Source organism: Methylobacterium sp. CB376, from assembly GCF_029714205.1.
Classification (GTDB): Bacteria; Pseudomonadota; Alphaproteobacteria; order Rhizobiales; family Beijerinckiaceae; genus Methylobacterium.
The window spans coordinates 6,146,792-6,171,439 of sequence record NZ_CP121648.1 but is presented as its reverse complement, the minus strand read 5'-3'; the positions used below and the strand labels follow the sequence as shown (position 1 = coordinate 6,171,439).

At 67.6% G+C, this 24,648-nt stretch carries 22 protein-coding genes and 2 pseudogenes; 17 read left to right on the top strand and 7 right to left on the bottom strand.

Features of this window, described 5'->3' with window-relative positions:
• Positions 1–112: 112 nt before the first annotated feature.
• The 3 genes from QA634_RS28475 to QA634_RS28465 are packed head-to-tail and all read right to left on the bottom strand — an operon-like array spanning position 113 to position 2,266.
• On the bottom strand, positions 113–1,126 hold the full coding sequence (locus QA634_RS28475) for a CobW family GTP-binding protein (RefSeq protein WP_012335316.1): 1,014 nt from the start codon (positions 1,124–1,126) through the stop codon (positions 113–115).
• Positions 1,120–1,443 carry a hypothetical protein gene (locus QA634_RS28470; protein WP_012335315.1) on the bottom strand — a complete coding sequence of 108 codons (324 nt, stop codon included), beginning with the start codon at positions 1,441–1,443 and terminating at the stop codon, positions 1,120–1,122. Before QA634_RS28470 ends, QA634_RS28475 begins: the two co-directional genes overlap by 7 nt.
• Positions 1,444–1,459: 16 nt before the next feature.
• Positions 1,460–2,266 (bottom strand): GntR family transcriptional regulator, encoded by an 807-nt coding sequence (locus tag QA634_RS28465; protein ID WP_283026960.1) that lies wholly within the window; start codon positions 2,264–2,266, stop codon positions 1,460–1,462.
• A 131-nt stretch (positions 2,267–2,397) separates the two neighbouring features.
• On the opposite strand from QA634_RS28465, the gene QA634_RS28460 reads away from it, so the two are divergent.
• From QA634_RS28460 to QA634_RS28420, 9 genes are all read left to right on the top strand, one after another.
• Positions 2,398–3,600, top strand: a complete 1,203-nt coding sequence (locus QA634_RS28460; RefSeq protein ID WP_236728876.1) for an amino acid ABC transporter substrate-binding protein — start codon at positions 2,398–2,400, stop codon at positions 3,598–3,600.
• Between the two features lie 132 nt (positions 3,601–3,732).
• Positions 3,733–4,602: a branched-chain amino acid ABC transporter permease gene (locus QA634_RS28455; protein ID WP_012335313.1), complete on the top strand. Its 870-nt coding sequence runs from the start codon at positions 3,733–3,735 to the stop codon at positions 4,600–4,602.
• Between the two features lies 1 nt (position 4,603).
• A complete protein-coding gene (locus tag QA634_RS28450) occupies positions 4,604–5,557 on the top strand; it encodes a branched-chain amino acid ABC transporter permease (protein ID WP_012335312.1) in 954 nt (317 codons plus the stop codon).
• Position 5,558: 1 nt separating this feature from the next.
• Entirely contained in the window at positions 5,559–6,320 is a 762-nt protein-coding gene (locus QA634_RS28445; RefSeq protein ID WP_012335311.1) for an ABC transporter ATP-binding protein, read from the top strand.
• On the top strand, positions 6,317–7,036 hold the full coding sequence (locus QA634_RS28440) for an ABC transporter ATP-binding protein (protein ID WP_012335310.1): 720 nt from the start codon (positions 6,317–6,319) through the stop codon (positions 7,034–7,036). Before QA634_RS28445 ends, QA634_RS28440 begins: the two co-directional genes overlap by 4 nt.
• Before the next feature lie 23 nt (positions 7,037–7,059).
• Positions 7,060–8,547 carry a dihydroorotase gene (locus tag QA634_RS28435; RefSeq protein WP_012335309.1) on the top strand — a complete coding sequence of 496 codons (1,488 nt, stop codon included), beginning with the start codon at positions 7,060–7,062 and terminating at the stop codon, positions 8,545–8,547.
• A gap of 386 nt (positions 8,548–8,933) precedes the next feature.
• Positions 8,934–9,488 carry a hypothetical protein gene (locus tag QA634_RS28430; RefSeq protein ID WP_012335308.1) on the top strand — a complete coding sequence of 185 codons (555 nt, stop codon included), beginning with the start codon at positions 8,934–8,936 and terminating at the stop codon, positions 9,486–9,488.
• Between the two features lie 1,031 nt (positions 9,489–10,519).
• Positions 10,520–11,278: an SDR family oxidoreductase gene (locus tag QA634_RS28425; RefSeq protein WP_012335307.1), complete on the top strand. Its 759-nt coding sequence runs from the start codon at positions 10,520–10,522 to the stop codon at positions 11,276–11,278.
• 369 nt (positions 11,279–11,647) lie between these two features.
• A complete protein-coding gene (locus QA634_RS28420) occupies positions 11,648–12,751 on the top strand; it encodes a L,D-transpeptidase family protein (protein WP_322597449.1) in 1,104 nt (367 codons plus the stop codon).
• A 440-nt stretch (positions 12,752–13,191) separates the two neighbouring features.
• Here QA634_RS28420 and QA634_RS35975 read toward each other — a convergent pair whose 3' ends face one another.
• Positions 13,192–13,773 (bottom strand): M23 family metallopeptidase, encoded by a 582-nt coding sequence (locus QA634_RS35975; RefSeq protein WP_415926922.1) that lies wholly within the window; start codon positions 13,771–13,773, stop codon positions 13,192–13,194.
• Positions 13,774–14,745: 972 nt separating this feature from the next.
• A complete protein-coding gene (gene pdxR / locus QA634_RS28410; RefSeq protein WP_012335306.1) occupies positions 14,746–16,164 on the bottom strand; it encodes a MocR-like pyridoxine biosynthesis transcription factor PdxR in 1,419 nt (472 codons plus the stop codon).
• Between the two features lie 201 nt (positions 16,165–16,365).
• Here pdxR and QA634_RS28405 point away from each other — a divergent pair, with 201 nt between their 5' ends.
• The 6 genes from QA634_RS28405 to QA634_RS28380 all read left to right on the top strand — a co-directional run bounded on the left by QA634_RS28405 (position 16,366) and on the right by QA634_RS28380 (position 19,509).
• On the top strand, positions 16,366–17,016 hold the full coding sequence (locus tag QA634_RS28405; RefSeq protein ID WP_012335305.1) for an HD domain-containing protein: 651 nt from the start codon (positions 16,366–16,368) through the stop codon (positions 17,014–17,016).
• Between the two features lie 60 nt (positions 17,017–17,076).
• On the top strand, positions 17,077–17,370 hold the full coding sequence (locus QA634_RS28400) for an SDR family NAD(P)-dependent oxidoreductase (protein WP_050777520.1): 294 nt from the start codon (positions 17,077–17,079) through the stop codon (positions 17,368–17,370).
• A gap of 76 nt (positions 17,371–17,446) precedes the next feature.
• Positions 17,447–17,728: an SDR family oxidoreductase gene (locus tag QA634_RS28395; RefSeq protein WP_050777519.1), complete on the top strand. Its 282-nt coding sequence runs from the start codon at positions 17,447–17,449 to the stop codon at positions 17,726–17,728.
• Positions 17,729–17,745: 17 nt separating this feature from the next.
• The gene (locus QA634_RS28390; protein ID WP_083784820.1) at positions 17,746–17,895 is read left to right on the top strand and encodes an SDR family oxidoreductase; all 150 of its coding nucleotides are present in this window, start codon (positions 17,746–17,748) and stop codon (positions 17,893–17,895) included.
• Between the two features lie 200 nt (positions 17,896–18,095).
• Complete coding sequence (locus tag QA634_RS28385; protein WP_012335304.1) at positions 18,096–18,533, top strand: cupin domain-containing protein; 438 nt, start codon at positions 18,096–18,098, stop codon at positions 18,531–18,533.
• 10 nt (positions 18,534–18,543) lie between these two features.
• Positions 18,544–19,509 carry an NADP-dependent oxidoreductase gene (locus QA634_RS28380; RefSeq protein WP_150108742.1) on the top strand — a complete coding sequence of 322 codons (966 nt, stop codon included), beginning with the start codon at positions 18,544–18,546 and terminating at the stop codon, positions 19,507–19,509.
• A gap of 135 nt (positions 19,510–19,644) precedes the next feature.
• On the opposite strand, the pseudogene QA634_RS28375 reads toward QA634_RS28380, so the two are convergent.
• Positions 19,645–20,881: pseudogene (locus QA634_RS28375) on the bottom strand (IS3 family transposase).
• Positions 20,882–21,020: 139 nt separating this feature from the next.
• Here QA634_RS28375 and QA634_RS28370 point away from each other — a divergent pair.
• Positions 21,021–21,643: pseudogene (locus tag QA634_RS28370) on the top strand (dihydrofolate reductase family protein).
• Positions 21,644–22,057: 414 nt separating this feature from the next.
• On the opposite strand, the gene QA634_RS28365 reads toward QA634_RS28370, so the two are convergent.
• Positions 22,058–22,762 (bottom strand): IclR family transcriptional regulator, encoded by a 705-nt coding sequence (locus QA634_RS28365; RefSeq protein WP_012335300.1) that lies wholly within the window; start codon positions 22,760–22,762, stop codon positions 22,058–22,060.
• Between the two features lie 560 nt (positions 22,763–23,322).
• On the opposite strand from QA634_RS28365, the gene QA634_RS28360 reads away from it, so the two are divergent.
• The gene (locus QA634_RS28360) at positions 23,323–24,648 is read left to right on the top strand and encodes an MFS transporter (RefSeq protein WP_012335299.1); all 1,326 of its coding nucleotides are present in this window, start codon (positions 23,323–23,325) and stop codon (positions 24,646–24,648) included.

Here is a 24,648-nt window from a genome sequence, read left to right as displayed (position 1 = left end):
CGGGGTCGTCCCGGCGCTCCACCGCCGAAGTTTCCTCCTCGCCCGGAAGTCCCCTCCCCGCCGGGCGTCCCTGCCGTGGGCAGGCTCCCGCGGCGGGAGACCGGCCCGGCGATCAGACCTCCTCCGCGACGAGCAGGCCGGGCCGGGGCGCCATGTTCTCCCTCGCGAACCGGAGGAAGGAGGCGAGGGACGCCCTGATCTCGGCCGGATCGAGCCCCCGAGCGATGAAGACCAGGTGCGAGCGCCGGTCGTCATCCGGCCAGCCCTCCATGTGCTCGGGCGGGTGCATGATGTGCTGGACCCCGTGGACCAGCACGGGGGCGCTCTCGTCGGTGAGGTTCAGCATCCCCTTGAAGCGCAGGACCGAGCGTCCGTGCCGGTTGAGGAGGAGGGACAGCCACGTCACGAAGCTCGACCAGTCGAGGCGCTCGTCGAGGGAGATCGAGAACGTGCTCACGGCGTGGGACGGGGCGGCGTCCGCGCTCACGGCCGAGACGCGCGACACAGGCTGCTCGCGCAGGAGCGAGGCGGGATCGAGGTCCGGCGCGCGGGCGTCGCGGACCGGCGCCAGCGCGTTGATGACCCGGATCCGCTCCGCCAAGCCGCGCGCCGCCGCCGGCGCGGCGAGGTCGGACTTCGTCACCAGCACGAGGTCCGCGACCGCGACCTGCTTGGCGAACTCGGCGTGGTCGTCGGCCGAGGCGAGGCCGTTGACGGCGTCGACCGTGGCGATCACGCCCGCCACCCGGAAGTACTCCTTCAGCACCGGATGGGTCTGGACCGTGTTGATGATCGGGGCGGGATCGGACAGTCCGGAGGTCTCGAGCACGACGCGCTCGAACCGGGGCACCTCGCCCGCCAGGGAGCGGCGCAGCAGGTCGAGCAGCGCGCGCGCCAGTTCGGGCCGGACCGAGCAGCACAGGCATCCGTTCGCCACGACGGCGCTCGCCTCCGCGACATGCGCCACGATGCGGTGGTCGAGGCCGGCCTGGCCGTACTCGTTGATGAGCACGCCGGTGCGCGCCTCCGCGTCCGCGCGCAGGATGCGGCCGAGCAGGGTCGTCTTGCCGCTGCCGAGGAACCCCGTCAGGACGAACAGCGGCATGGGCTCGGGCAGGGCTACCATCGCGGGGCTCCTCCCTCGAAGCGCGCGGTCAGGGGATCGAGGATCCGGCCGGAGAGCGCCTCCGCCGCGCCCCAGAACTCCGCGAGGCTGGCGGCGACCCGCGTGCGGCCGGCCCGGTCGGTCAGCAGGAAGGCGTCCCCGTCCCAATCCTCGCAGGCGAGCCCGGCGGGCGCGACCAGGCGGTTCATCAGCGCGATCCTCTCGCGCCGGTGGCGCCGGTGCCTCTGGATGTCGCGCGCCGGGAAGGGGCTCCGCGAGAGCTTGGCGGCATCGGTCCAATGGTCGCCGATCCCGAAGACGGCGCAGACGTCGCACATCGCGTGGGGTCTCCTGTCACGCCGCCGTCGCCAGGAGGCGACCGATCGGGCCGTCGACCAGGCTGGACGAGAGGTACTCGATCACCCGCTTGCGGGCGAGGCCCGCGTGAGAGCCGGCGACCGACTCGGCGCGCTCCGCGTCGCGGGTCTCGATCGCGTCCAGCATCTCGCCGTGCTCCCGGATGATCGACTCGATGTGAGCCTCGTACGCGTCGGCCGACCCGTAGCACTCGTACGCCATCGCGAGCCTCGCGATGCGCAGGTTCTCGCTGAGCAGCCCGATATAGGTCCGGGCCACGTTGCGATTGCCGCAGGCATGGCCGATCGCCTCGTGGAACGCGAAGTTCGTGTCGATCATGGCGGTGGGATCGCGGTCCCGCCACGCCGCCTCGAAGGCCTCGGCGCGGCGCCGGATGCCCGCGAGATCCTCCGCCGAGCAGCGGGCCGCCGCCCAGGCCGTCGCGACGCGCTGCAGGAGGTCGAAGGCCTCCAGGTGCTCCTGCGTGTAGGCGAGGTCGAGGGGGGCGACGCGCGCGCCGCGGTTCGGCATCAGCACGACCAGCCCGTCGCTCGCGAGCTGGACGAAGGCCTCGCGCAGCGGCGTGCGCGAGATCCCGAGCTCGCCGACGAGTTGCAGCTCGTCGAGCTCGGAGCCCGGCGCGCGCTGCAGCGACACGATCTGCCGCTTCAGCGTCTCGTAGGCGAATTCGCGGCCGCGGCCCTTGCTCGGGCGGCCCTTGCCCGGGTGGCTCTCGCCCGGGCGGCCCTTGGCCGGGCCGCCCTTGGCCGGCGCGCTCGCGCGCTGCCGTTTCGTCGACGTCATCGAGCCGCCTCCGCGGTCGCACCGGATGGAGCCCCGATCATAGGCGGGCGCCCGAGGAAAATACAGCTTGTATTCACCAGACCGGACATGCAGCATGCATGCGGTTCGTCGGGCGGTCGGGGTGCGGGATCATGGCTGGAGCGTGGACGCGTCGGGTCGTTCTGGGCTGCCTCGCGGCGGCGTCACTCTCGTCGCCGCTCCGGGCCCAGGAGGTGCTCAAGATCGGCGCCGCCGTCAGCCTGAGCGGCGCCTTCTCCCGCGAGGGCGGCCTGCTCCGGGATGGCTACGAGCTCTGGCGCGAGCGCGTGAACGCCGCCGGCGGCCTGAAGGCCGGGGGCAAGACCTACAAGGTCCAGGTCGTCTACTACGACGACGAGTCGAAGGCGCAGACGAGCGCCCAGCTGACCGAGAAGCTCGTGAGCGACGACGGCGTCTCGCTCGTCTTCGGGCCGTACTCATCGGGCATCGCCACCGCGACCGCGGTGATCAGCGAGCGCTACCGGGCGCTCACCCTGGCCCCGATGGCCACCGCCAACAGCCTCTACGCGCGCGGCTACAAGTACCTCTTCACGCCCTCGCCCCTCGCGGATCAGGGGCTGGTGCCGATCCTCGACCTCGCCAAGGACCTGAAGCCCGCGCCGGGGACGGTGGCGATCGTCGGGCCCGACGACCTGTTCCCCAACATCACCGGCGAGGGGGCCCGCAAGCGCGCCGAGGCCCTCGGCCTCAAGGTCGTCTACACCGGCAAGTACCCGAAGGGGGCGAACGACCTCTCGGCGGTCGCGACGCAGATCAAGGCGGCCGCCCCCGACATCCTCCTGGCGACCGGCTACGTCCAGGACTCGATCCTCCTGGTCAAGTCCCTGCGCGAACTGCAGGTCGCGCCCAAGCTCGTCGGGCTCGCGACCGCGGTCGGCGTCCAGGACTTCCGGACGGCGGTGGGTCCGGCGGCCGAGGGCATCATGGGCGTCGACTACTGGGTGCCGACCCTGACCTGGAAGGATCCGGTCTTCGGGGACAGCGCCGGCTTCGCGAAGGCGTTCGAGGCAAAGTACGCCAAGGCGCCCACCTTCCACGCGGCGAGCGGCGCCGCGGCCGGCGTGGTGCTGCAGCTCGCGATCGACAAGGCCGGGTCGGTCGATCCCACGGCAGTCCGGGACGCGCTCCTGTCGATGCAGGGCGAGACCTTCTACGGACCGTTCAAGTTCGACGCCAACGGCGTGAACACGCGGGCCGGACTCAACGTCTCGCAGATCGTCGGCGCTGAGCCCAAGGTGATCTACCCCTTCGCGGTCAAGCAGGCGGACCCGGTCTACCCGCGCGCGGTTCCCTAGGGCGTTCTCCGGCGCAGCCGATGCCGGTTGGTCGCGGGACGCGCGACCGAAGCAGAGCCGAGGGCGGGGCATGATCGCGGCGCGATCGCGCCCTGCCCCGGCACCCGACCTCACCCGAGGAGCCGGTCCAGCATGCTCGCGCAGACCTTCGTCAACGGGCTCCTCCTCGGCGGCGTCTACGGCGTCGCCACCATCGGCTTCTCGATGGTCTGGGGCGTGATGAGCATCATCAACCTCGCGCACGGCGCCTACATCATGATGGGGGCGTACCTCGCCTACCTGATGGCCGCGCGGCTCGGCATCGACCCGTTCCTGTCGATGCCGCTCGTCATGGCGGCGCTGTTCTGCGTCGGGTTCGCGGTGCAGTCCCTGCTGCTGAACCCGGTGATGCGCACGAGCGTGCTGCTCACGCTCGCGATGACGTTCGGGCTCGACCTCTTCCTCGTGGACGTGTTCGTCGCGCTGTTCACCTCGGACATCCGCTCCGTCAACACGAGCTACTCCTCCGAGGCGCTCGCGATCGGCCCGGTGCTGGTCTCGTACGTCCGGCTGGCGGCCGCCCTCCTCTCCCTCGCCCTGGCGGGCCTGCTGTACCTCGTCCTGACGCGCACCCGTCTCGGCCAGGCGATCCTGGCGACCGCCCTCGACCGGGAGGCGGCGCGCCTGATGGGCATCGTCCCGGAGCGGATCTACGGCTACACGGCCGGGATCGGGGCGGCGCTCGCGGGCGCGGCCGGCTCGCTGGCCAGCACGCTGTTCCCGATCTCGCCCGGATTGGGAAACTCCTTCATCGGCGCGGTCTTCGTCATCACCGTGCTCGGCGGCATCGGGTCCGTCACCGGCGCGGTCGCGGCCGGCTTCGTGTACGCGCTGATCCAGTCCTTCGCGGCGAGCTACCTCGGCGTGAACTACCAGGAGATCGTCGCCTTCGGGCTGTTCCTGGTCATCCTGGTCGTCCGCCCGCAGGGTCTGTTCGGCAAGCGCTTCTTCGGGGAGGTCTGAGGTGAGCGACACGCGGCAACTCGTCCTCGCGGCCGTCCTGCTCGCCGCGGCCCTGGCGGCCCCGGCCTTCGTCGGCAATTACTGGCTGCGCGTCCTCACGACCGTGTTCATGTTCGGCGTGGTCGCGCAGGGCCTGAACGTGATCGTCGGGTTCGCGGGCTATCACGCCTTCGGCAACTCGGTCTTCTTCGGCATCGGGGCCTACGCCGCGGGGGTCGGGATGACGCTCGGCCTGCCGGTCTGGATCGCGGTCCCGGTCGCCGTCCTGGTCGCGACCCTGGTCGCGGCGATCCTCGGCTGGCCGCTCCTGCGCCTGCGCGGGCACTACTTCGCCATCGCGACCGTGGCGCTGAACGCCGCCGCCACGGAGGCGATCATCAACATCGGCGGCGTGACGGGCGGCGCGCAGGGGCTGCCCCTGCCGTTCTCCGCGCTTCCCCCGACCACGCTCTACCGCATCATCTACTTCGCCATGCTGGCGGCGCTCGTCCTCGCGACCGGGGTGGTGTTCTGGCTGTCGCGGAGCCGGCTCGGCTACGCGCTGCGGGCGCTGCGCGACAGCGAGGACGGCGCGGAGGTGATGGGGGTCGACACCGTGCGGGCCAAGATCCTGGCCTGGATGATCAGCGCCGCGATGACCGGGGCGGTCGGCGGCCTGTGGGCCTACTGGCTCACCTTCATCGAGGTCGGGACGGCCTTCGACGTCTCCATCTCGGTGCGCGGCTACATCATGATGCTGCTCGGCGGCATGGGCACGGTGATCGGCCCGGTGATCGGGGCCGCCCTGTTCCAGCTCGTGGGCGACGCGATCTGGAGCCACTTCTCCGGCATCCACAACCTGCTGCTCGGGGCCCTCGTGATGGCCGTGGTGCTGATGGTGCCGCGGGGCCTGCTCGACAGCCTGTCGCGGCTGCGCCCGCCCGCGCGGCGCGGCCGCCGGCCCGCGGAGGCGTGACATGACCGAGCCGCTGCTCACCATCGAGGGGATCGGCGTCCGCTTCGGCGGCGTCCAGGCGATCAAGGACGTGAGCTTCGACGTCGCGCCCGGGGAGGTGCTGGGTCTGATCGGGCCGAACGGGGCCGGCAAGACCACGCTCCTCAACGTCGTGTCGAGCCTGGTCAAGCCCGCGGCCGGCCGCGTCACCTTCGACGGCGAGACGATCACCGGGCGCAAGGCGCACGCCATCGCGCGCGGCGGCGTCGCGCGCACGTTCCAGATCGTGCAGCCGTTCCGCAAACTCACGGTCGCGCAGAACGTCGCGGTGGGCGCCATGTTCTGCAACGCGGGACGCTCGGCCGCCGCGGTGGCGGAGGCCTGCGCGGAGGCCCTGGAGCAGGTCGGGATCGCGGGCAAGCGGGACTTCCTCCCGAGCCAGCTGACGCTGTCCGAGCGCAAGCGCCTCGAGGTCGCCCGGGCGCTCGCGACCCGCCCGCGCCTCCTCCTCCTCGACGAGGTGATGGCCGGGCTCAACCATGCCGAGATCGAACGCATCATCGCGCTGATCCACGCCATCAACCGCACCGGGCTGACCATCATCGTGGTGGAGCACGTGATGAAGGCGATCACGGCGGTCTGCCACCGGGTCGTCGTCCTGCAGTTCGGCGAGAAGATCGCGGACGGCCCGCCCGACGCGGTCCTGTCCGACGCCAAGGTGGTCAGCGCCTATCTGGGCGACCGCTACGCCAAGCGACACGCTGCCCGGGGAGCCGCCGCATGAGCCTCCTTCGCGTCGAGAGCCTCGACCTGCGCTACGGCGACAGCCAGGTCCTGTGGTCCGTCGACCTGGCGGTCGAGGAGGGCCGGATCTCCGCGCTGGTCGGGGCCAACGGCGCCGGCAAGACCACGCTCATGCGGGCCATCGCCGGACTGGCGCAGCCGAGCGCCGGCCGCGTCGTGTTCGCGGGCGAGGATCTGGCGCGCGTCCCGGCGGAGTCGCGGGTTCGCCGCGGGATCGCGCTCGTCCCCGAGGGGCGGCGCCTGTTCGCCGGCCTCTCGGTGACCGAGAACCTCATGCTCGGCGCCCACATGCGGGCCGACCGGACCGCCGTGACCCGCGACCTCGGCCGGGTCTTCGCCCTGTTCCCGGAACTCGCGCCGCTCGCGGGCCAGATCGCCGGCACGATGTCGGGCGGTCAGCAGCAGATGTGTGCGGTGGGGCGCGCGCTGATGGCCCGCCCGCGGCTGCTCCTCATCGACGAGATGTCGCTCGGCCTCGCCCCCGTCGTCGTCGACCGCATCGCCGCGGCGTTGCGCAGCGTGAACGAAGCGGAAGGCGTCACGATGCTGCTCGTCGAGCAGGACGTGGAACTGGCGCTGGAGATCGCCTCCCACGCGACCGTGCTCGACACCGGGCGCGTCGTCCTCGACGGGCCGTCCGCCACCCTGATCGACGATCCGAAGATCCGCGAAGCCTATATGGGCGTCGCGGCCTGACCCTGCCCTGTTCAAGGTCCGCCATGAAGCCGTTCGATCTCTTCGTCACCAATGGCACCGTCGTGACCGCGCACGGTGAGTACCGAGGCTCCATCGCGGTCGTGGACGGGCGGATCGCCGCGATCGTGGCGCCAGGCGTCGACCTGCCGGCCGTCCGGACCATCGACGCGCGCGGCCGGCACGTCCTGCCGGGCCTGTGGCACGTGCACTGCCATTTCCGGGAGCCGGGCCACACCTACAAGGAGGATTTCGAGAGCGGCAGCAGGGCGGCCGCGGCGGGCGGCATCGCCTTCTGCATCGACATGACCAACAACACCCCGCATCCCACCACGCTCGAAACCTTCGAGATGAAGAAAGCGGCGATCGCTCCCAAAGCCCACGTCGATTACGCGATCTACGGCGGCGGCCTCTACCCGAAGACGTGCCTCGACCTCGGCAAGGCGGGGGCGATCGGTATCAAGATCTTCAACACGCGGCACGTCAAGGAGGTCTACCCCTACATCACCGAACTCGGGGTGGTCGATCACGGCATCCTCTACGAACTCTACGAGGCGATCGCCGAGACCGGCCTCGTCGGCTCGGTGCACCACGACGATACGGAATGGTGCAAGCGCCTGACGTTTCGGGATTACATCAATCCTGGAAAGGTTGAGAACAAATACTACATGGAGTGCTACGAGCGCGGCTACATGTACGGACACGGCATGGTCGCCGGTCTCGCCAGCTCGCTCTACTACGCGCGCCTGACCAAGCTGCGCCTGCACGTGCTTCACCTGGGGGTTATGCCGGTCGGCGCGTACGAGATGCTCCGGCATGCCAAGTTCGACCTGAAGCAGGACGTCACCGCGGAGCTTGAGGCCGCCTCCTTGTTCATGTCGCGCGAGCAGGCGGAGCGGGTCGGCCCCTTCGCGTATCTCTGGGCGCACAGCCCGGAGGCGGGCTGGACCAGTCTCAGGGACGGCGTCGCCGACATGCTGGTCGGCGAGCACGCGCCCCACTCCGTCGAGGACGTCGAGCCCGGCTGGGAGGACAATTTCTCCGTCCCGCTCGGGATCACGGGTGCCCAGGAATTCGTGCCGCTGATGCTCAACGCGGTGAACGAGGGGCGGATGACGCTCCAGGACATCGCGCGGTTCTGCGCCCTCCAGCCCGCCCAGCGCTTCGGCCTCTACCCGCGCAAGGGCGCGCTCGAACTCGGTGCCGACGCCGACATCACGATCGTCGACCTCGCCCGGGAGACGGTCTTGCGCAAGGAGGACATGCACAGCCGCGCGGGCCACACCTCCTGGGAGGGGATGCGGGTCCGCGGCATGCCGGTCGCCACGATCGTCCGTGGGCAAGTGGTGATGGAGGAGGCCCGCATCGTCGGCGAGCCCGGGCTCGGCCGGTTCACGCCCGGCATCCTCGGCCGGGACGGCGGACCGGCGCCGGACGCCGCGCGGCTCCATCGGGCCGAGGCCGTCGCCCAAGCCGCCTCGCGGCAGGTAGCGGCCGGCCCGGTCCTCGAATAGGGCGCAGCACCGGCGCCTGCCGGCTGGAACGACGAGGCGGCGAGGGGAGCTGCGTCGGCCGCGGACGCCGCCTCGGTCCATCGCTGGCGCGTGGCTGGCGGGGATCGCGCAGCTGCCCTGGCCGGACGCGGCGCGGCGCCTTCGACGAGGTCCGGCGGGATTGAGCATGACGAGAGCGAGAGCGGCCGCTGCCCCGGTGCTGATCGGGGGCAGCCTGCCGGCCGAGCCGGTCAAGGCCGAGGTGACACGGTTCGAGGCCATTGCGGTGGAGCGGCCGGCGCTCCAAGGGCGCAGCTTCGGTGAGCGCGGCACGGCGGTGAAGATCACCGGGCGGGCGACCATCGCCCTCGATCCGGGCGATCCCCACAACGCCGTCATCGCCGACATTGCACTCGCGCCCCGCAGCGCCGGCCAAGGCGGACAAGACGGGCCGCTCGATCGTCCAGACCGATCCCCGCCAGGGACCTGCAGTCTGGGAGGGGCACTGGACCTCACTGGGTCGGGACCTCCTCGACAGCCACGCCTGGCGGGCTCAATCGATCAACTGCCGCCGGGTGGTCGACAGGATCCTCCTGGAGCACATCGGACACGGAGGGCTCACGAACGGCGCTTTGGCGGTCACGCACGACGACTCCAAGCGGCATGGCGTTCGGGCGAACTCCGTCCTGCCGGCCATCGAAGAAGCGATCGCCCTCGGGCTCATCCGGCGCGTGCGTGAGGGACAGCGTGCCTGGGGCGCGTTCAAAGGCCGGGCTGCTCTGTTCGGCCTGACCTGGTTCGGGATGGTCGACGGGCGCCCCCCGAGCAACGACTGGAAGCGGTTCGGCAGCCTTGAGGAGGCGGAGCAAGCCGCGAAGAACGCACGGCAGCGGGTCGAGGAGAGCGCCTCCATCCGGCCGGCTCGCCGCAACAGGCTCAACCCCGTTCCGACCGCCGCCTGACGATTTGCCCTAAGAGCATTTTCCGACGAAGTGGATGCCGGTTCGTCGCAGAAAATGCGGCAAGATCAAAGATCGAGAGCAGCACCCGATTGCAACGTGATCGGGTGCTGCTCTAGTACCAGTTCCGGTACATCTAGTACCACCACTTCCGGTACCGGAAATCTCCAGTACCACTTCCGGTACATATATGAATATCTCCGGGTGGGGTGTGGCACGTGCAGCGCCTGTCCGCCGCTAAAAACCGCCACCTTCCCGAACCTGGAATCTGCAAATCGAAAGACCACCAATCTCACACCGGCCAATTGCGCAGATCCAACCGGCCGTCCTTAGCCCTTTCCCGAAGAGGGAACGACGCATGAGGTTCGGCCACGACAGTGCCGCTACGCGCTTGGACTATGAGAATAGCAGGGGATCCCGCACGATTGCGCAACGTTGCAGCTGCCGAACTGGGAGAGCGAATGCCAGATGGCAAAATTGCGCACAGAATTGGTGTCCAGATCGAGGACTGACGAGAAATAATGAATAAACAGAGAGAGGTTCAGAAAGGGTTGGAGATGGCACGGACTGGGGCGAGGATCTCGTATCTCCCGGTGGCTATCCGAACTGACGCTGCTCAGCCTCGACAGGCCCCTTTCACAAACACGGCAACGGAAGCTTGTGACCGAGGCTGTGTGAAAACTCAGGCGGGCTCCGAAATCGTAGAATAATATTCTACAAAGCCGTTATCCGAGCATCCTGGATAGCGGCTGAGATGCCAGCTGGGTGCCTATTCCGGCGCTGCCCAGGGTTATCGAGGGAAGATCCTTCTGCCGCCTTTGCGTTTTCACACAGCCTCGACCCATAGCGGCCCCTCGCAGTGTGGGTCGGGAATGTCCGGTTACGAACGTCGTCCGGACACTCGGCATTGACCGCTCGTCGGACACGGTCAAAAAGGACAGCAAATTTATCACACGGCTCAGGAGCAGCTCTACCAGCAAGCACTCTGATCGCCATACGAAGCGAACACCGCGAGATGATGGGAGAGACCGAGCATGCCGCGAGATATCGAAGGGCAGGTCGCCTGGGTCACGGGGGCGGGCTCCGGAATCGGCCGGGCCGCCGCGGTGGCGCTCGCGAAGGCCGGGGTGCGGCTCGCGTTGACGGGGCGCGGCCGGGAGACGCTCAAATCGACGGCCGATCTTGTCCGGGAGGCTGGGGGTGAGGCGCTCGTCGCGCCCGCCGATATGGGCCGGGCCGACGAGGTCGAGCGCGCCTGGGAGACGGTTCGATCTCACTTTGGCCGCTGCGACATCCTGGTGAACTCCGCCGGCCTGAACGTGCCGAAGCGGAGTTGGAGCGAGATCGACCCGGCTGGCATCGACACGGTCATCGGGGTCGATCTCAACGGGCCCTTCTATGCCTCGCGCCTCGTGCTGCCGACCATGCGGGCCCAACGCGACGGCCTGATCATTCAAGTGTCGTCCTGGGCCGGACGCTACGTGTCCAAACTGACGGGGCCGGCCTACTCGGCCGCGAAGCACGGTCTCGTGGCCCTCTCGGAAAGCTTGAACCAGGAGGAGTGCGGCCATGGCATCCGATCCTGCTGCATCTGTCCCGGCGAGGTCGCGACGCCCATCCTCGACAAGCGTCCCGTTCCGGTCACGGCGGAAGACAAGGCGCGCATGCTGCAGGCAGACCACCTCGCGGAGACGATCCTGTTCGTGGCCCGCCTGCCCCCGTCCGTGTGCGTCAACGAGATCCTGATCAGTCCGACGTGGAACCGCGGCTACCTGGAGGGTGTCAAGCTCTGACGCGCTTGGGGTCGAATACCGGGCGCAGCCTCATGCAGCCTGCCGCTTCGTCTCGATGAATGTCCGGGCAACGTCGGCGATCCGCGGAACAGTCCACATCCGCGCCTGCCAGCTGCTGCGCGGGCACACGAAGCTGGAGAGCACGATGCGGTCCCGGTATCGAAGTCGATGATGCCCTGGTTCTATCGAAGCAGAGCGAGATCTGAGGTGGGCACCGCGGTCGCAACCGCCGCGCCGCCGTGTACCCGAAGTTGCGACGCTCACGCAGCAGTCCCCGACAGCACCTGCACAGCCTGAGCGGGGAACCTTGGCCGTTGGGCTCGATTGTATGAAGGTGCCCTGAGGCGGTGTCGCGGCCGGAGACGAAGTATGCGTGTTGCCAAGCTGCTGATCGCATCGTGCATGCTCGCCACAGCCGGCATCGACACGGCTTCCGCTCAGTTCGTTGATCCCTTGAAGGTCTTGGAAGAGGCGAGACGTGATCGCCTCGAACTGGATAAGCGCCTCGCACGCGAGACAGCGGAGCGCAGGCAGAAAGAGAAGGCCGAGCAAGCTGCGAAAGCGGCTGCGCAGCGGAAGCTTGATGAGCAAAGAGCCTCGGCAATCAGTGGCATCTCACCTGCTACGTCAGCAGAGCAGGCAGGGTCTCCGCCGAATCCTGCACCCACTTCCGACGCTCCTACGCCGCCAGTAGCATCCGGTGACGCCGGAACCGGAACGACCGGGCCTAACCAACCCGCGGCTCTGGCAACTCGCGCGACTGCTGCGGAAGCAGCTGATTCGCCGGCCTCCTCAGAAGGCAGGGCCAACGGAGCGCCCGCCCCCAGCTCTGTCACGACTTCCCAAATCCAGGCGGGTGAACCGGGGGTTCCACTCCTGCCAACTCTGACACCGGGCGCTGTCCACGACGTCCCTGCTCCTGCCCAGCCGCAGCCCACAGCAGCGCCTGCTCGGGATGCCACGGGGCTCGCTGTTGCGTCTCCCCCGCGCGTTCTAATCACGATCGACAAGGCTTCTCAGCGGATGCGGGTGACGGTGGATGGAAAGCTGCGCCATTCCTGGGCAGTCTCAACTGCCCGAGCGCCGTATAAGACGCCCGCAGGCACGTTCCACCCCTTGCGTCTGGCGAAGGAGCACTACTCCAGGGAGTGGGATGACGCTCCGATGCCCTACTCCATCTTCTTCACGGCGGCGGGCCACGCTATCCACGCCAGCACCGCCACTCGCCAGCTCGGGCGACCGGCATCGCACGGATGCGTCCGACTTGCGCCGGCCAACGCTGCCGCGCTGTTCGCGCTTGTCCGAGCTGTAGGTCCCGGTACCACCAAGGTATCCATCACGAACGGAGCGTCAGCAGGGAAGACTGCACGGAGCCGCACTGCCGATGCGCGTGCCCGCGCGCGTGGTCATCATGCCCGACGTGTACCTGCTGAGATGTGGCAGGTCGGCTCCACGGTTGGCTGGAACGAGTAGAACAGCTTCGGCCAAGTCAGCGTGGGCACCTGCCTCGCCTCGAACATTCGGCCGCTTCACCGCCTCCAAGCAGGTGCGTAACGCCGTCAGATAGGCCCGGCCAGGATAGCGGCCCATGGTCATAGCAAGTGGATTACCCGTCTTCGAGTGTCCGACCACATCAACGATCCGCTGACGGAAGATAGCAACACCATCCCCAGGCGCGACCATGGCCTTGCGGATGAACCAGCGTCGGACGGAGCGAAGATCAACGCGCGGCTGTCGCTTCCCACCAGATCGATGACCGCCGCCGAGTGCGATGCGCTTCCGAGTGAACGCTTGTGAACTCGGGTCTCCACGTCCACACGAAGCGTTGGTGTGAACGGGCAACTCGCGGGAGATCGGGGTGCACGGGCACGTCGCGCGCCGAAGTAGCGGTCTTGGCGTTCTATTTTGGTTCATCAGCGCATAATCATGAGAGATGAGGCAGTGATCCTTGACTCGATCGCCCTCATCCTGTGGTCATGCTCAGCCCATTTCTCGGCCAATCTGGAAGGTCCAGCCGCTATCCGCCGGGCGAGCGTATGCTGCGCTAACTGAGGCAGCTTTGTAGCGGGCTGCGCAAGCGGGACTGCCGAAATTTCGAGTGCCGCAACTCGCTGGGCGGAGGCGGTGGCAGTCCGCCCGTCTGTGGGTGGGGCCTTCTGGACTTTTGCCGCGACGCGCACACCTCCCGGCGCATAAATGTCCATAGGATCAACGAAGTCGCCGTTGACCAGCACCTCGAAGTGGAGATGCGGCCCCGTCGAGAGACCCGTACTGCCCACAAACCCAATCACCTGCCCCTGGCGCACCCTGGTCCCAGGCTGGATGTCCGTGCCGAAGCGAGACATGTGAGAGTAGGCAGTGACCACACCATCAGCATGCTGGATCTCCAGACGCCGGCCGTAGCCTGCAGCCCATTTCGCCAAGATCACCGTTCCCTCACCGGCTGAGAGAATCGGTGCGCCGAGCCGGGCAGCCCAATCAACACCGGTATGCATCTTGGACGAATGGAGAATGGGATGCCGCCGGATGCCGAAGCCCGACCGTAAATTCCCGTCAGCTACAGGTTTGCCAAGTATGAGCTTCTTGAGCGGAAGCTCTTCCGTAAGACTTGCGTACGTGGGCGGGTCAACGTCCGGGGGCAGAGGCAGAGTAGACAGCACCGCCTCAATATCGATCGCCGGAGTAGACCTTGCTGGGCTTGCGAGTATGCCAAGGCCTACCGTCAGAGCGCAACAGGATGACAGACCTTTCCCGGTCAGGCGGGGTACAAGCATTGCAGAGCCCTCATCCGATCCGCACAACTGGCGTTCGACGCTCGAGAGTCGCTCTGTGTCCGTACCCGACCTAGGATCGCCTGCTCCGGGTTGAGCACGTCCTCCGTGAAGGGGGCACTGAGCGTCCGTTCCCAGCGGCATGCTTGATCGAAGATGGTTGACGAACCTCTAAGCATTGCCAGCTTGCCTCGCGCTCCGGTTTCATGTCGCCCTGGGCATTCTTCCCGATGCGCTGGTGAGAGGTGGGTGGCTATGACCGGGTAGCCACTCCCGGGACACGCGCCATGTCGCAGGCTGCTCACAACCCCGCTGCTCGGCATTGACTCTGTCGAGGGACGCGTCTGATGGCACGATCGAAACGGTCCTGATCACACCGATGTGCTGCCACGTTTCGCGTTTCGTTGGCAGGCGCGTCACTGCCGGGCCATGTCGCCCGGGTGTCTGCCGGGATCGCGATCGGCGCAACTAAGCTAATGGCCGGACCGATCCAGACTGGGTGAGAATGACCCTGAGCGGCCCCTCGCGGCGGATGTCGGGAATGTGCGGTTGCGAGGGTTTTGCGGCCGTTTGAGTTCGTGATACGGTTTTCTCGAGCGAGGAAGGGGAAGAGCGCCATCAGCGAGGCTCGGTGACGCAGAGCTCGGCCCCAGATACCCACCCTAATCAGCACGCCTCTGAGCTCGGCCACCTTCCCTACCGCAGGGTACATCGTTCAATCGCCTGAACCAGCCGTTCGCACACGCGGTCGAGGTCCTTTGTCGGCGCGGTCGCGACCCCCAGCAGAAGCGCCGACCTGGCTCCGTCCAATGACGTATACCAGGGCGAAAGAGGCGTTGGGGACATGCCGAGCAGCCAGACCTCGCTCGCCACACGCAGGTCGGACGTCGAGCCGGGCAACCTCAGCAGTACGGCCAACCCGGACGTCGTGAGCTGATCGGCGGCGACAAAGCCCCTGAGGCGCTCTATCACCGCCTGCCGTTTCGTGGCGTAGGCGCGCTTGGTGCGCCTCAGATGACGCATGTAGTGCCCCTCGCGCATGAACTCGGCGATCGCAAGTTGGACCGACGGACCCGGCGGCGGCGAGAGGCACGCGGCCGTCTCAGCAAACCGCGAGACCATTTCGGCGGGCGCGACCACGAAACCGAGCCGCAGGCTAGGGCTGATCGTCTTGCTGAATGAGCCGATGTGGATGACGCGGCCCGCGCGATCGAGCGAGGCGAGCGCCGGCGCAGCCCGCCCCGACAATTGCAGCTCGCTGAGGTAGTCGTCCTCGATGATCCAGGCACGGTTCGTCGAGGCCCACTCCAAGAGACGAAGGCGTCTCTCAAGCGAAAGAGCGCCACCTAGAGGCGCCTGCTGACCGGGCGTCACCAGCACAAGTTTGGCGTCCGGATGGAGGCGCAGCCCCTGGTCGACATCCATTCCGTCTGCGTCGACCGGGATCGGCGCGAGCGACAGGCGCGCGAGCTCCAGAGCCCTTCGAGACCAAGGGAAGCCGGGGTCCTCCATCCATGCCTTGCGGCCGTCGAGGCCAAGGACGTGGAGCGTCAGGCCGAGTCCCCCACCGAACCCAGCCGTAATGATCACCTGGGAGGGCGAGCAAGCGAGCCCTCGAGCGACGGCCAGATAGCCTGCGATCTCGCGCCTGAGGTCGAGCTCGCCCCTCGGGTCTGGATAGAGCGGCGAGGCGCTCGCCTCGGCGCGTACCGCGCGCGCACGAAGGCGCGACAGGAGGGTCGCCGGGAAGGTATCGCTCCCCGGCACTCCCATCTGGAAGTGAGCCGGTCCCTGGATCATTGCCTCGTAGGCTGCAATGAACGGCCCCGCGTCTGCGGGCTCCCCGCCGCCCGCTCGGCTTCGAGGCCGCTGTGCGACGCGCGTGCCCGTGGCGCGGGAGGCCTCGATCAGCTGGGCGGCGGCGAGCTTCTCGTAGGCCGTCCGCACCGTCCCGCGGGCCACCCCGAGCTGCGCCGCGAGGTCCTGCCATGATGGCAATCGCGCGCCGGGGCTCAGCACGCCATCGTTGATGGCCTTGGAGATCCCCAGCTGGATCTGCTCGGCCAGCGAACGCTGCGCCGATCGGTCGAGGCTTAACGTCAGCGCTTTGGCCATGCGCTCATAGTACAGCGTTTTTGCGCATTCTTGGTGCTTTTCGCTGGCCCAGGCGGGGACGATCTTCAGGCCTCAAGCACCGGCCGGAGGCCACTCAGGGCACGGGCCGTGCTGACGCGATTTCAGCGCGCTGATGCGGACTTGGCGCTGGACGGTGGGCCGGTGACGCGGAGGGTTCCGCAATCGAACAGGAGCACTGTGATGATCCAGGAGATTTCGGGTGTCAGCGTTCCCGACAGCGCCCTCGCGCGGAAGGTGACCGAGTTCGTCCGCGACACCGAAGGCGACCTGCTCTTCCACCATTCGGTGCGGGTCTATTTCTGGGGCGCTCTGAAGGGCCGACGCATGGGCATGACCTTCGACGCCGAGCTGCTCTACGCGGCTGCCATGTTCCACGACATCGGCCTGACGGGCTCGTTCCGCGACAGCCAGCTTCGGTTCGAAGTCGATGGGGCGAACGCCGCGCGTGATTTCCTGCGCAGCCACGGCTTGCCGGACACCGATCTTGAGATCGTGTGGAACGCGATCGCCCTTCACACTACGCCCGGGATCCCGGAGTTCATGCGGCCAGAGATCGCATTGGTCCAGGCGGGAGCCGGCATGGACGTCGCGGGCCGCGGATACGATGAGTTCACCGTTGCGGAGCGTCAGGCGGTTGTCGCGGCGGCTCCTCGCGACCCGCATTTCGAGCATGGGATCATCGACGCCTTCTACGAAGGCATGAAGCACCGTCCCGGCAGCACCGTCGGGACATTCAACGACGACGTGCTGGCCTACAAGGATCCGCAGTTCCGCAGGATCGACATGTGCAGCGTCATCCTGTCCTCGAAGTGGGCCGCGGCAGGCCGCTGACTCACACGTCCCCAGACCCGCACGTGACGCGCCGGTTCCTACCAGGAGCAAGAGCTCGACATGATCGAACGCATCTTCCTCGTGACCGGCGCCAGCAGGGGCATAGGCCGCGGGCTGTCAGAACGCTTGGCAAAGGCTGGGCACCGCGTGGTTGGGATCGCCCGCGCCGAGGACCCGGCGTTTCCGGGCACACTGGTCCCGATCGACCTGAACGACACGCGCGCTGCGCAAGCGGCCATCGCTGAACTCGCCGAGCGAATTTCGTTCGACGGGGTCGTCAACAACGTCGGCCTGGCGCGGCTAGCCCCCTTGGGCAGATCGATCTGGCCGATGTCGACGATCTCTTCAGGATGAATGTGCATCCCGCGCTCGTGGCCACGCAGGCGATCTTGCTGGCGCTGCGGGGAAGGGATGGGGACGGATCGTCCACGTGAGCCGCCTCGTGGTGACCGGAACGCCCCTGCGCAGCGCTTACGCCGCGGCTAAGGCGGCGCTGAACAGCCTCACTCGGACGTGGGCCATGGAATTGGCCGAGACCGGCATCGCCGTGAACGCGGTCGCGCCAGGGCCCGTCGAGACGGAGATGTTCCGCCGCAACACCCCGGTCGGCAGCCAAGCTGAAGCCCGCTTTCTCTCCATGATCCCGACGCGGCGACGAGAGCAAGAACCGATCGCGTTGCAATCGGCTCTTGCTCTAGGCCTCTGGTTTTGAGGCATTTTCCGCGGTGAATCGGCGTCCACTTCGCCGGAAAATGCTCTAGCCGGCCCGAGGAGATCGCCGCCGCCATCGAGTTCCTCCTGTCCGAGGACGCCGGCTTCACCACGGGGCAGACCCTCTTCGTCGATGACGGCGGTTCGATTGGCAAGGGGATGGCGTAAGGTCTGAAGGCGATCAATCCCTCTGGCCCGGTGCTTGCTGGCATACTAGAGCATATCCAGACGAAGTGGATGCTGGTTCGGCGCAGGAAATCCGAAAATATTAATGACTTAGAGTAATATATGATTGCAGCGCGATCGGATCCTGCTCAAGTGCTCCTATCCGACGAGGCGGCAGTTCAACATCGCACCGGAGAGCCGTTATGATCATAGTCGCCCATCCCGCGTTGAGGACCGCCATGATCGCCGCAGGCGCCCTCGCCCTGTCCGCCCTTCGAACGTCTGATGCGCACGAGGCCAGCAGCGCCGGCCATGAGACGGTGACGCCGGTCATGCAGCAGGCCTTGGCCAACGCTTCCGGCAAGACTCTGTCGGCCGTCGTGGTGACGTATGCACCGGGGCAAGCCTCGCCGGCTCACAGGCACGCAGGCAGTGTCTTCGCGTATGTGCTCTCCGGAGAGATCCGCTCCCAGAACTCCGCGACTGGCGCGGCTCGCGTCTACAAGGCAGGCGAGAGCTTCTTTGAGCCTCCCGGCAGCGAACACCTCATCTCAGAGAACGCTAGCAGGACCGAGCCAGCACGCCTGCTTGCGGTCTTCGTCGCGGATGATGGCGCCGTTCTCACCACCCCGAGCAAATGAGGAGGTGACCATGACCAATGTCGATCGTGCCGCCTCAGATTCATCCATTATGACCGCGGCGCGCATCCACGCGTTTGGCAATGTCGATGCGATTGTGCTGGAAGAGATCGAGCGGCCGACAGCTGCCGAAGGTGAGGTGCTCGTCCGTGTCGAAGCTGCGGGCGTTGGCCCCTGGGATGCCTGGATCCGGGCTGGGAAGAGCGTACTGCCGCAACCGCTGCCACTGACCCTTGGCTCGGACATCTCCGGCATCGTGGAAGCGGTCGGCCCCGCAGTGACCGGCCTGCATGTCGGCGATCCCATCTTCGGCGTCACGAACGCCCGCTTCACGGGCGGCTACGCGGAGTACGCCGTCGCCTCGGCGGACATGATCGCACGGCGCCCCGCATCACTGGGTGTGGTCGAAGCCGCAGCGGTTCCGGTGGTTGCCGTTACGGCCTGGCAGGCACTCTTCGAGCAGGCGAATGTCCAGCACGGCGATACAGTTCTGATCCACGGCGGTGCGGGCGCCGTTGGAGCCTATACTGTACAATTCGCCAAGCAGGCAGGAGCCCTCGTCATCGCGACTGCGAGCGAGCGGGACAGAGACTTCGTCGAAGGTCTTGGGGCAGACAAGGTCGTGAACTACCGATCTGCGCGCTTTGAGGATATTGCGACGAGTGTCGATGCGGTAATCGATCTCGTCGGTGGCGAAACGCAGAAGCGCTCCTTCTCGGTCTTGAGGCCGGGCGGCGTGCTGATCTCGGCGGTCTCACAGCCTGATCAGACCCTCGCGCAAGTACACGGTGTGCGCGCTGCCTTCTTTCTCGTGGAAGTTACGCGTACGCGCCTTGAGACGATTGTGGCAATGATCGACGAAGGTCGCGTGATCGTCGATGTCGGTCTGACGCTCCCGATTGCGGAGGCTCGAACGGCTCATCACCTTCTCGAAGGGCGTTCGGCCAAACCCCGCGGCAAGATTGTACTGACTATGTAGCTCGTCTATAGCGGCGAAGCCCGCCCGCGTGTCCTTCACAGCATTGCGGCGGACTAGCTTCTTCGTGGGATAGGCGTCGACAGCTCTTATATCCTGATTGTACCGCCCGCGGATTGTGAGACACCGATCTGAAGCCTACGCGGCCAGAGCCGCGGGTGGAAGCTGCGCAGCGCGGACGGCTGCCGGTGGGCGGAACCCGTGCCGCTCGATCAGCCACGTCTCGTTGTAGGTCTGGCGAAACGCCAGCAGGGCTCGGCGGAGATCCGCGACGGTGTCGAAGCTGCACCCAGAGCAGGTTCTCCTTGAGCGTGCGGATGAAGCGCTCGGCGCAGCCGTTGCCCTCCGGCGCAGGCACAAAGGCGGGCGAATTCGCGATGCTCAAGAAGGCCAGTTCGGCCTGGAAGTCATCCGACATGTGCTGGCTGCCGTGGTCGTGCCGGACACTCAGACCAGCAGCGACCTTCGCCGCAAAGCCGCCGAAGCGCTGCCGTACGCCCTGGCGGATCGGCTCCAGCGCCTCAAAGCGCGTGGCGCGCCGCGCTGCGTGCAGGCCCACGCACTCGGCCGAGCAGTGGTCGACGGCCACGAACACCGCGACCTGCCCCTCGCCGGTCCAGGTGGTGGTCAGGTCGGTCCCCCACATCGTGTCCACCGCCTCCGGGATGATGGTGCCGTCGTGGGTGCGCGGGCCGCGCGGCGCGCCGACGCGAGACGGGGCGAGCAGATCATGGTTGCGCATCAGGCGCAGCACGCGGCACTTGGAGGTGCGCACGCCCGTGTGGCGCAGGCGCGCCCAGACCTTGCGGTGGCCCTCGCCGTGGAAGGGGCTGCCGGTGAGGGTGGCGCGGATTTCCTCCAGCCGCATCCGGCATCGGGCCGATCGGGCCGGGACGCCGCGCCGGCTCGGGCCGGGCGGGTGAGAGGTGGCGGTGGACGGTGGCGCGCGACACGCCCCAGATCCGGCACACCCGGGCCAGCCCGTAAGCTGTGCCGCTGGACGGCGAGACGACCTGGCTCATGGCCGCGACCTCCTGCGGGCCAAAGGGCCGGGGCCCCGCGCCTCCAGGGCAGCGATCTTGGCCTCCAGCAACTCGCGCTCGAGCAGCATCTCGCCAAGCCTGGTCTTCAGTTGCCCGCTCTCCAGCGCCTCGCCGTCGGCGGGTCGGGTCGCCAAGCCGGCTTCGCCCGCCGCCAGGAAGGCGTCGCGCCAGCCCGACAGGGTTGCGGCGGTCACGCCCGGGCTGCGCGAGACGCTCTCCAGGTCCTCGCCGCGCAGCAGCCGGAGCACCGCATCCCGCTTGCGCTGCCGGGACATGCGCCCGCCTCGGCCGGGACCAGCCGCGCCGGCATCCACCCTCGTGTGTGTGGTCATCGGCCTCACCCCGGCCGCGGAGACCGTCCGCTAACGGGGTGTCTCAAGCAACCGTGGGGCGGAGGACGATCGGGCTTATGGCAGACGCGTCGATGCCTCTATAATTATACACGCATTAACACTCGTAGTAATCAGGAACATGTCTGATTGTTTTTGCCTGCCGCGCATCGTGATCGGCTCCGGGGCCGGCCCGGACCAGAGCCTGGAGCATCCGATGGGCAAGGGCGGTCGGGAGCTACACAAGTGGTTCTTCCCGACCCGAACCTTTCGATCGATGATCGGGCGAGATGGCGGGACCGATGATCGTTTCGCCCGCGCCGCGGCGGAAGGCTTCGGCGCCTTCATCCTCGGCCGCAACATGTTCGGGCTGGCCGGCGACGATTGGGGCGGGCCCGACTGGAAGGGCTGGTGGGGCGACAATCCCCCGTACTACGCGCCGACCTTCATGCTCACCCACCACACCCGGGCGCCCATCGTGATGGAGGGCAGGACGATCTTCCATTTCGTCACCGGGGGGATTGAGGCAGCGCTCGCCCAGGCCAAGGCCGCCGGCGATCTGGACGTCAAGATCGGTGGCGGTGTGTCGACGGTTCGCCAGTATCTGCTCGCGGGCGCGATCGACGAATTGCACTTGGCGGTGCGCCCCTTGTTCTGGGCCGGGGCGAGCACCTCTTTGCGGACATCGACCTGCCGGGCCTCGGCTATCGGGTGACGGAGACGGTCCCAACAGAGCTTGCGACCCGCATCGTGCTCACGCGCTGACTGCCGGAAGAGAACCGGGCGCCGCCTCAACGTCCGGAACCCACCCCCAAATGGAAGTTGGGAACGCCCGCTTTCGGGCAATTCGGCTCAGCGGCCCAGAAGGACCGGGTCCGACCGATTGCGGTCCGTGTGCTTCGGTGTTCCTGGCTTGGGTAAGCGGACGTTCGATGCGGTTCCGGCGAAGGCCTCAGAGTGACCCTGAGCAGTCCTTCGTGGGGTACGCCAGGAATGTCCGGTTGCGGGGGTATTCCGGACATCTGACTGAGTGACAAGGTTCCCTGATACTCGCCGCCACACGGCGCTTTCGCGTCCGGCACTTCAACGTGGGTTCCTCTCACCGCGAATAGGTCGGCATGCCCTGCAGGCTCCCGGGAATGAAGGGACAGGTCGTGGCTGAGTTCTCAGCATCGTCCTTCAAAGCTGTGCGCCCAATTCGGACGAGAGGCGCTCAGCCGCCTCCCGCAATCGGGATTCCAGGGCTCTGGCCTGGTCGGCCGTGAGACGGGATGAGGGACCGGATAACGCGAGCGCTCCGATGAGCCGTCTCTCGGTGCCGAAGATCGGCATCGCCATGGATGCGACATGCGGGTCAGTGATGCCCGACGTATAGATCGGGAGCGCCACGTCCGTCCGCTTCGCGGACGTGCGGTCGCCGAAGATCGACAACACCTGCGCGATGGCCGAGTCGTCCATCGGGCGCATGTCGCCCGGCCGAACGTTCATGCGCAGCGGGTGCGGTGAGTCGGCCCGGAACAAGCACAGCCTCTGATTGCCGCGGCGAATATAGAACGACGCGGTCTCCAGCGACTCGGCGGCGAGGCGCTCCAGGACGGGGACGACGCGCTCCTCCAGGGCGAAGGATTGCTGATAGACCGAGCCGATGCGGGCGGCCTCGACGCCGAGGCGGTAGCGCCCGTCGTCCAGGCGCTCGATCAGGTCGAACTTCTCGAGCGAGATGCATAGCCGCATGATCGTGCTCTTCACGAGGCCCGTGCGGCGGGCGAGTTCCGACAGTTCGAGCGCGTCGTCGCCGCGTCGGAACGCAGTCAGAACCGTCAACACTCTGTCGGCCGAGGCCACACCCTCAAGCTTGGGCCTCTTCCGAGCCTCTTTCGGCATCCGTTTCGCGCTCGCTCACGCTGGAGTGGATCGGGGAAGAAGCCTCTAGAGCGGCACTCGATCACGTTGCAATCGGGTGCCGCTCTAGATCTTTGATCTTGCCGCATTTTCTGCGACGAACCGGCATCCACTTCGTCGGAAAATGCTCCAGCGCGGTTTCCGGCATCGCCAAACGGGGCAGTGGGCCGGGGCTTCCAGGGCACGGGTCGCAGCGGTCGCGGCCGGCCGCGCCTCCCGTCGGGTCGCGGGCCGCGTGCGACACTCCGCAGCATCCCACTCCTGCGGCCCGCGGTGGGTCCCGGGCCGCGGCACGGTTGCCCACAGCGCTGCGGACGTCTGTAAGCCGCTGAGCTGCCACCACGATCCCCGCAACGCCGCACGCGTCGCGCCGATCCCGGCAGATGACTTAAGCGCGACTGTCCGAGTTGGCGGCCGAGCCAAGCATTGCCTGCACCAAGGCCCGCGAATGCTTTGCAACCGCTTGACCCGCCCGGCCGCGCGCTGTACGCAAAATGAAACGCCGTTGCAAAATCGGCTTGGGAGAAAGCGCCATGGCACGGATGCACCCGGCGGAGCCGGCAGTCCTTCAGGGAGCGGCGGTCGACGAGCCGGCGCTGCACCGCAAGCTGATGCGGCGCATCCTGCCGTTCCTGTTCGTCTGCTACGTCGTCAGCTACCTGGATCGCGTGAATGTCGGCTTCGCCGCGCTCACGATGAACCAGGACATCGGGCTCAGCGCGACGGCGTTCGGCGTCGGGGCGGGCCTGTTCTTCTTCGGCTACTTCGCCGCCGAGATCCCCAGCAACCTGATCATGATGCGGGTCGGGGCGCGGCTGTGGATCGCCCGGATCATGATCACCTGGGGCCTCGTCTCGGCTGCGACCGCGTTCGTGACCGGCCCGGTGCAGTTCGGCATCGCCCGCTTCCTGCTCGGCCTCGGCGAGGCGGGCTTCGTGCCCGGCGTGTTCCTCTACCTCAGCCTGTGGTTCCCCTCCGCCGTGCGGGCGCGGGCGACCGCCCTGTTCCTGCTCGGCATCCCGGTCGCCAACATCATCGGCTCGCCGATCTCGGGCGCGCTCGTCCAGCTCGAAGGCTTTGGCCTCAAGGGCTGGCAGTGGCTCCTCGTCCTCGAAGCCGCGCCCGCGGTGCTCCTCGGCATCGCCTGCCTGTTCGTCCTCACCGACCGGCCCGAGAAGGCGGCGTGGCTGAGCGCCCCCGAGCGCGACGTCCTGGTGGCCAAGCTCGCCGCCGAGAAGGCCGCGATCGAGAAGAAGCACAACCTCACCCTGGCCCAGGCGCTGCGGGACTGGCGGGTGCTGACCCTCGCGGCCATCAATTTCTGCGCCATCGTCGGCTCCCTCGGCATCGGCCTGTGGCTGCCGCAGATCATCAAGCAGCTCGGCCTCGCCACGTCCCTCGTCGGGGTGGTGACGGCCATCCCCTACGTCTGCGGCGCGGTCGCCATGGTGGTGTGGGGCCGCCTCTCCGACCGGGGCGGCGACCGCACGATCTACCCCGCCATCTCGCTCTTCGTCGGCGCGGCGGCCCTCATGGCGAGCGCCTTCACCCCGACGCCGCTCCTCACCATCGCGGCCCTCTGCGTCGCCGTCATGGGGATCAACTCCTTCGTGGCGACCTTCTGGGCCGTGCCGTCCGGCTTCCTCACCGGCCGGGCGGCGGCGGGCGGAATCGCCATGATCGTCTCGATCGGCAACCTCGGGGGCTTTGCGGGGCCGTACATGATCGGCTTCGTGCGCGACCTCTCGGGCGGGTTCACGGCGCCGCTCGTCGCGGTGGGATGCTGCCTCCTCCTCGGCGCGGTGCTGATGCTCGGCTTCGGCCGCCGGGTCCGGCGGCACGACGCCCTGGCCGCGCTCCCGGCCTGA

Bases quoted from the DNA above. Each gene is read 5' to 3' on its own strand.
- QA634_RS28425 (WP_012335307.1), top strand. From the start codon at position 10,520: ATGCCGCGAGATATCGAAGGGCAGGTCGCCTGGGTCACGGGGGCGGGC.
- QA634_RS28475 (WP_012335316.1), bottom strand. From the start codon at position 1,126: ATGGTAGCCCTGCCCGAGCCCATGCCGCTGTTCGTCCTGACGGGGTTC.
- QA634_RS35975 (WP_415926922.1), bottom strand. From the start codon at position 13,773: ATGCATACCGGTGTTGATTGGGCTGCCCGGCTCGGCGCACCGATTCTC.
- QA634_RS28455 (WP_012335313.1), top strand. From the start codon at position 3,733: ATGCTCGCGCAGACCTTCGTCAACGGGCTCCTCCTCGGCGGCGTCTAC.
- QA634_RS28435 (WP_012335309.1), top strand. From the start codon at position 7,060: ATGAAGCCGTTCGATCTCTTCGTCACCAATGGCACCGTCGTGACCGCG.
- QA634_RS28380 (WP_150108742.1), top strand. From the start codon at position 18,544: ATGACCAATGTCGATCGTGCCGCCTCAGATTCATCCATTATGACCGCG.
- QA634_RS28470 (WP_012335315.1), bottom strand. From the start codon at position 1,443: ATGTGCGACGTCTGCGCCGTCTTCGGGATCGGCGACCATTGGACCGAT.
- QA634_RS28405 (WP_012335305.1), top strand. From the start codon at position 16,366: ATGATCCAGGAGATTTCGGGTGTCAGCGTTCCCGACAGCGCCCTCGCG.
- QA634_RS28465 (WP_283026960.1), bottom strand. From the start codon at position 2,266: ATGACGTCGACGAAACGGCAGCGCGCGAGCGCGCCGGCCAAGGGCGGC.
- pdxR (WP_012335306.1), bottom strand. From the start codon at position 16,164: ATGGCCAAAGCGCTGACGTTAAGCCTCGACCGATCGGCGCAGCGTTCG.
- QA634_RS28420 (WP_322597449.1), top strand. From the start codon at position 11,648: ATGCGTGTTGCCAAGCTGCTGATCGCATCGTGCATGCTCGCCACAGCC.
- QA634_RS28445 (WP_012335311.1), top strand. From the start codon at position 5,559: ATGACCGAGCCGCTGCTCACCATCGAGGGGATCGGCGTCCGCTTCGGC.
- QA634_RS28440 (WP_012335310.1), top strand. From the start codon at position 6,317: ATGAGCCTCCTTCGCGTCGAGAGCCTCGACCTGCGCTACGGCGACAGC.
- QA634_RS28365 (WP_012335300.1), bottom strand. From the start codon at position 22,762: ATGCCGAAAGAGGCTCGGAAGAGGCCCAAGCTTGAGGGTGTGGCCTCG.
- QA634_RS28360 (WP_012335299.1), top strand. From the start codon at position 23,323: ATGCACCCGGCGGAGCCGGCAGTCCTTCAGGGAGCGGCGGTCGACGAG.
- QA634_RS28400 (WP_050777520.1), top strand. From the start codon at position 17,077: ATGATCGAACGCATCTTCCTCGTGACCGGCGCCAGCAGGGGCATAGGC.
- QA634_RS28460 (WP_236728876.1), top strand. From the start codon at position 2,398: ATGGCTGGAGCGTGGACGCGTCGGGTCGTTCTGGGCTGCCTCGCGGCG.
- QA634_RS28385 (WP_012335304.1), top strand. From the start codon at position 18,096: ATGATCATAGTCGCCCATCCCGCGTTGAGGACCGCCATGATCGCCGCA.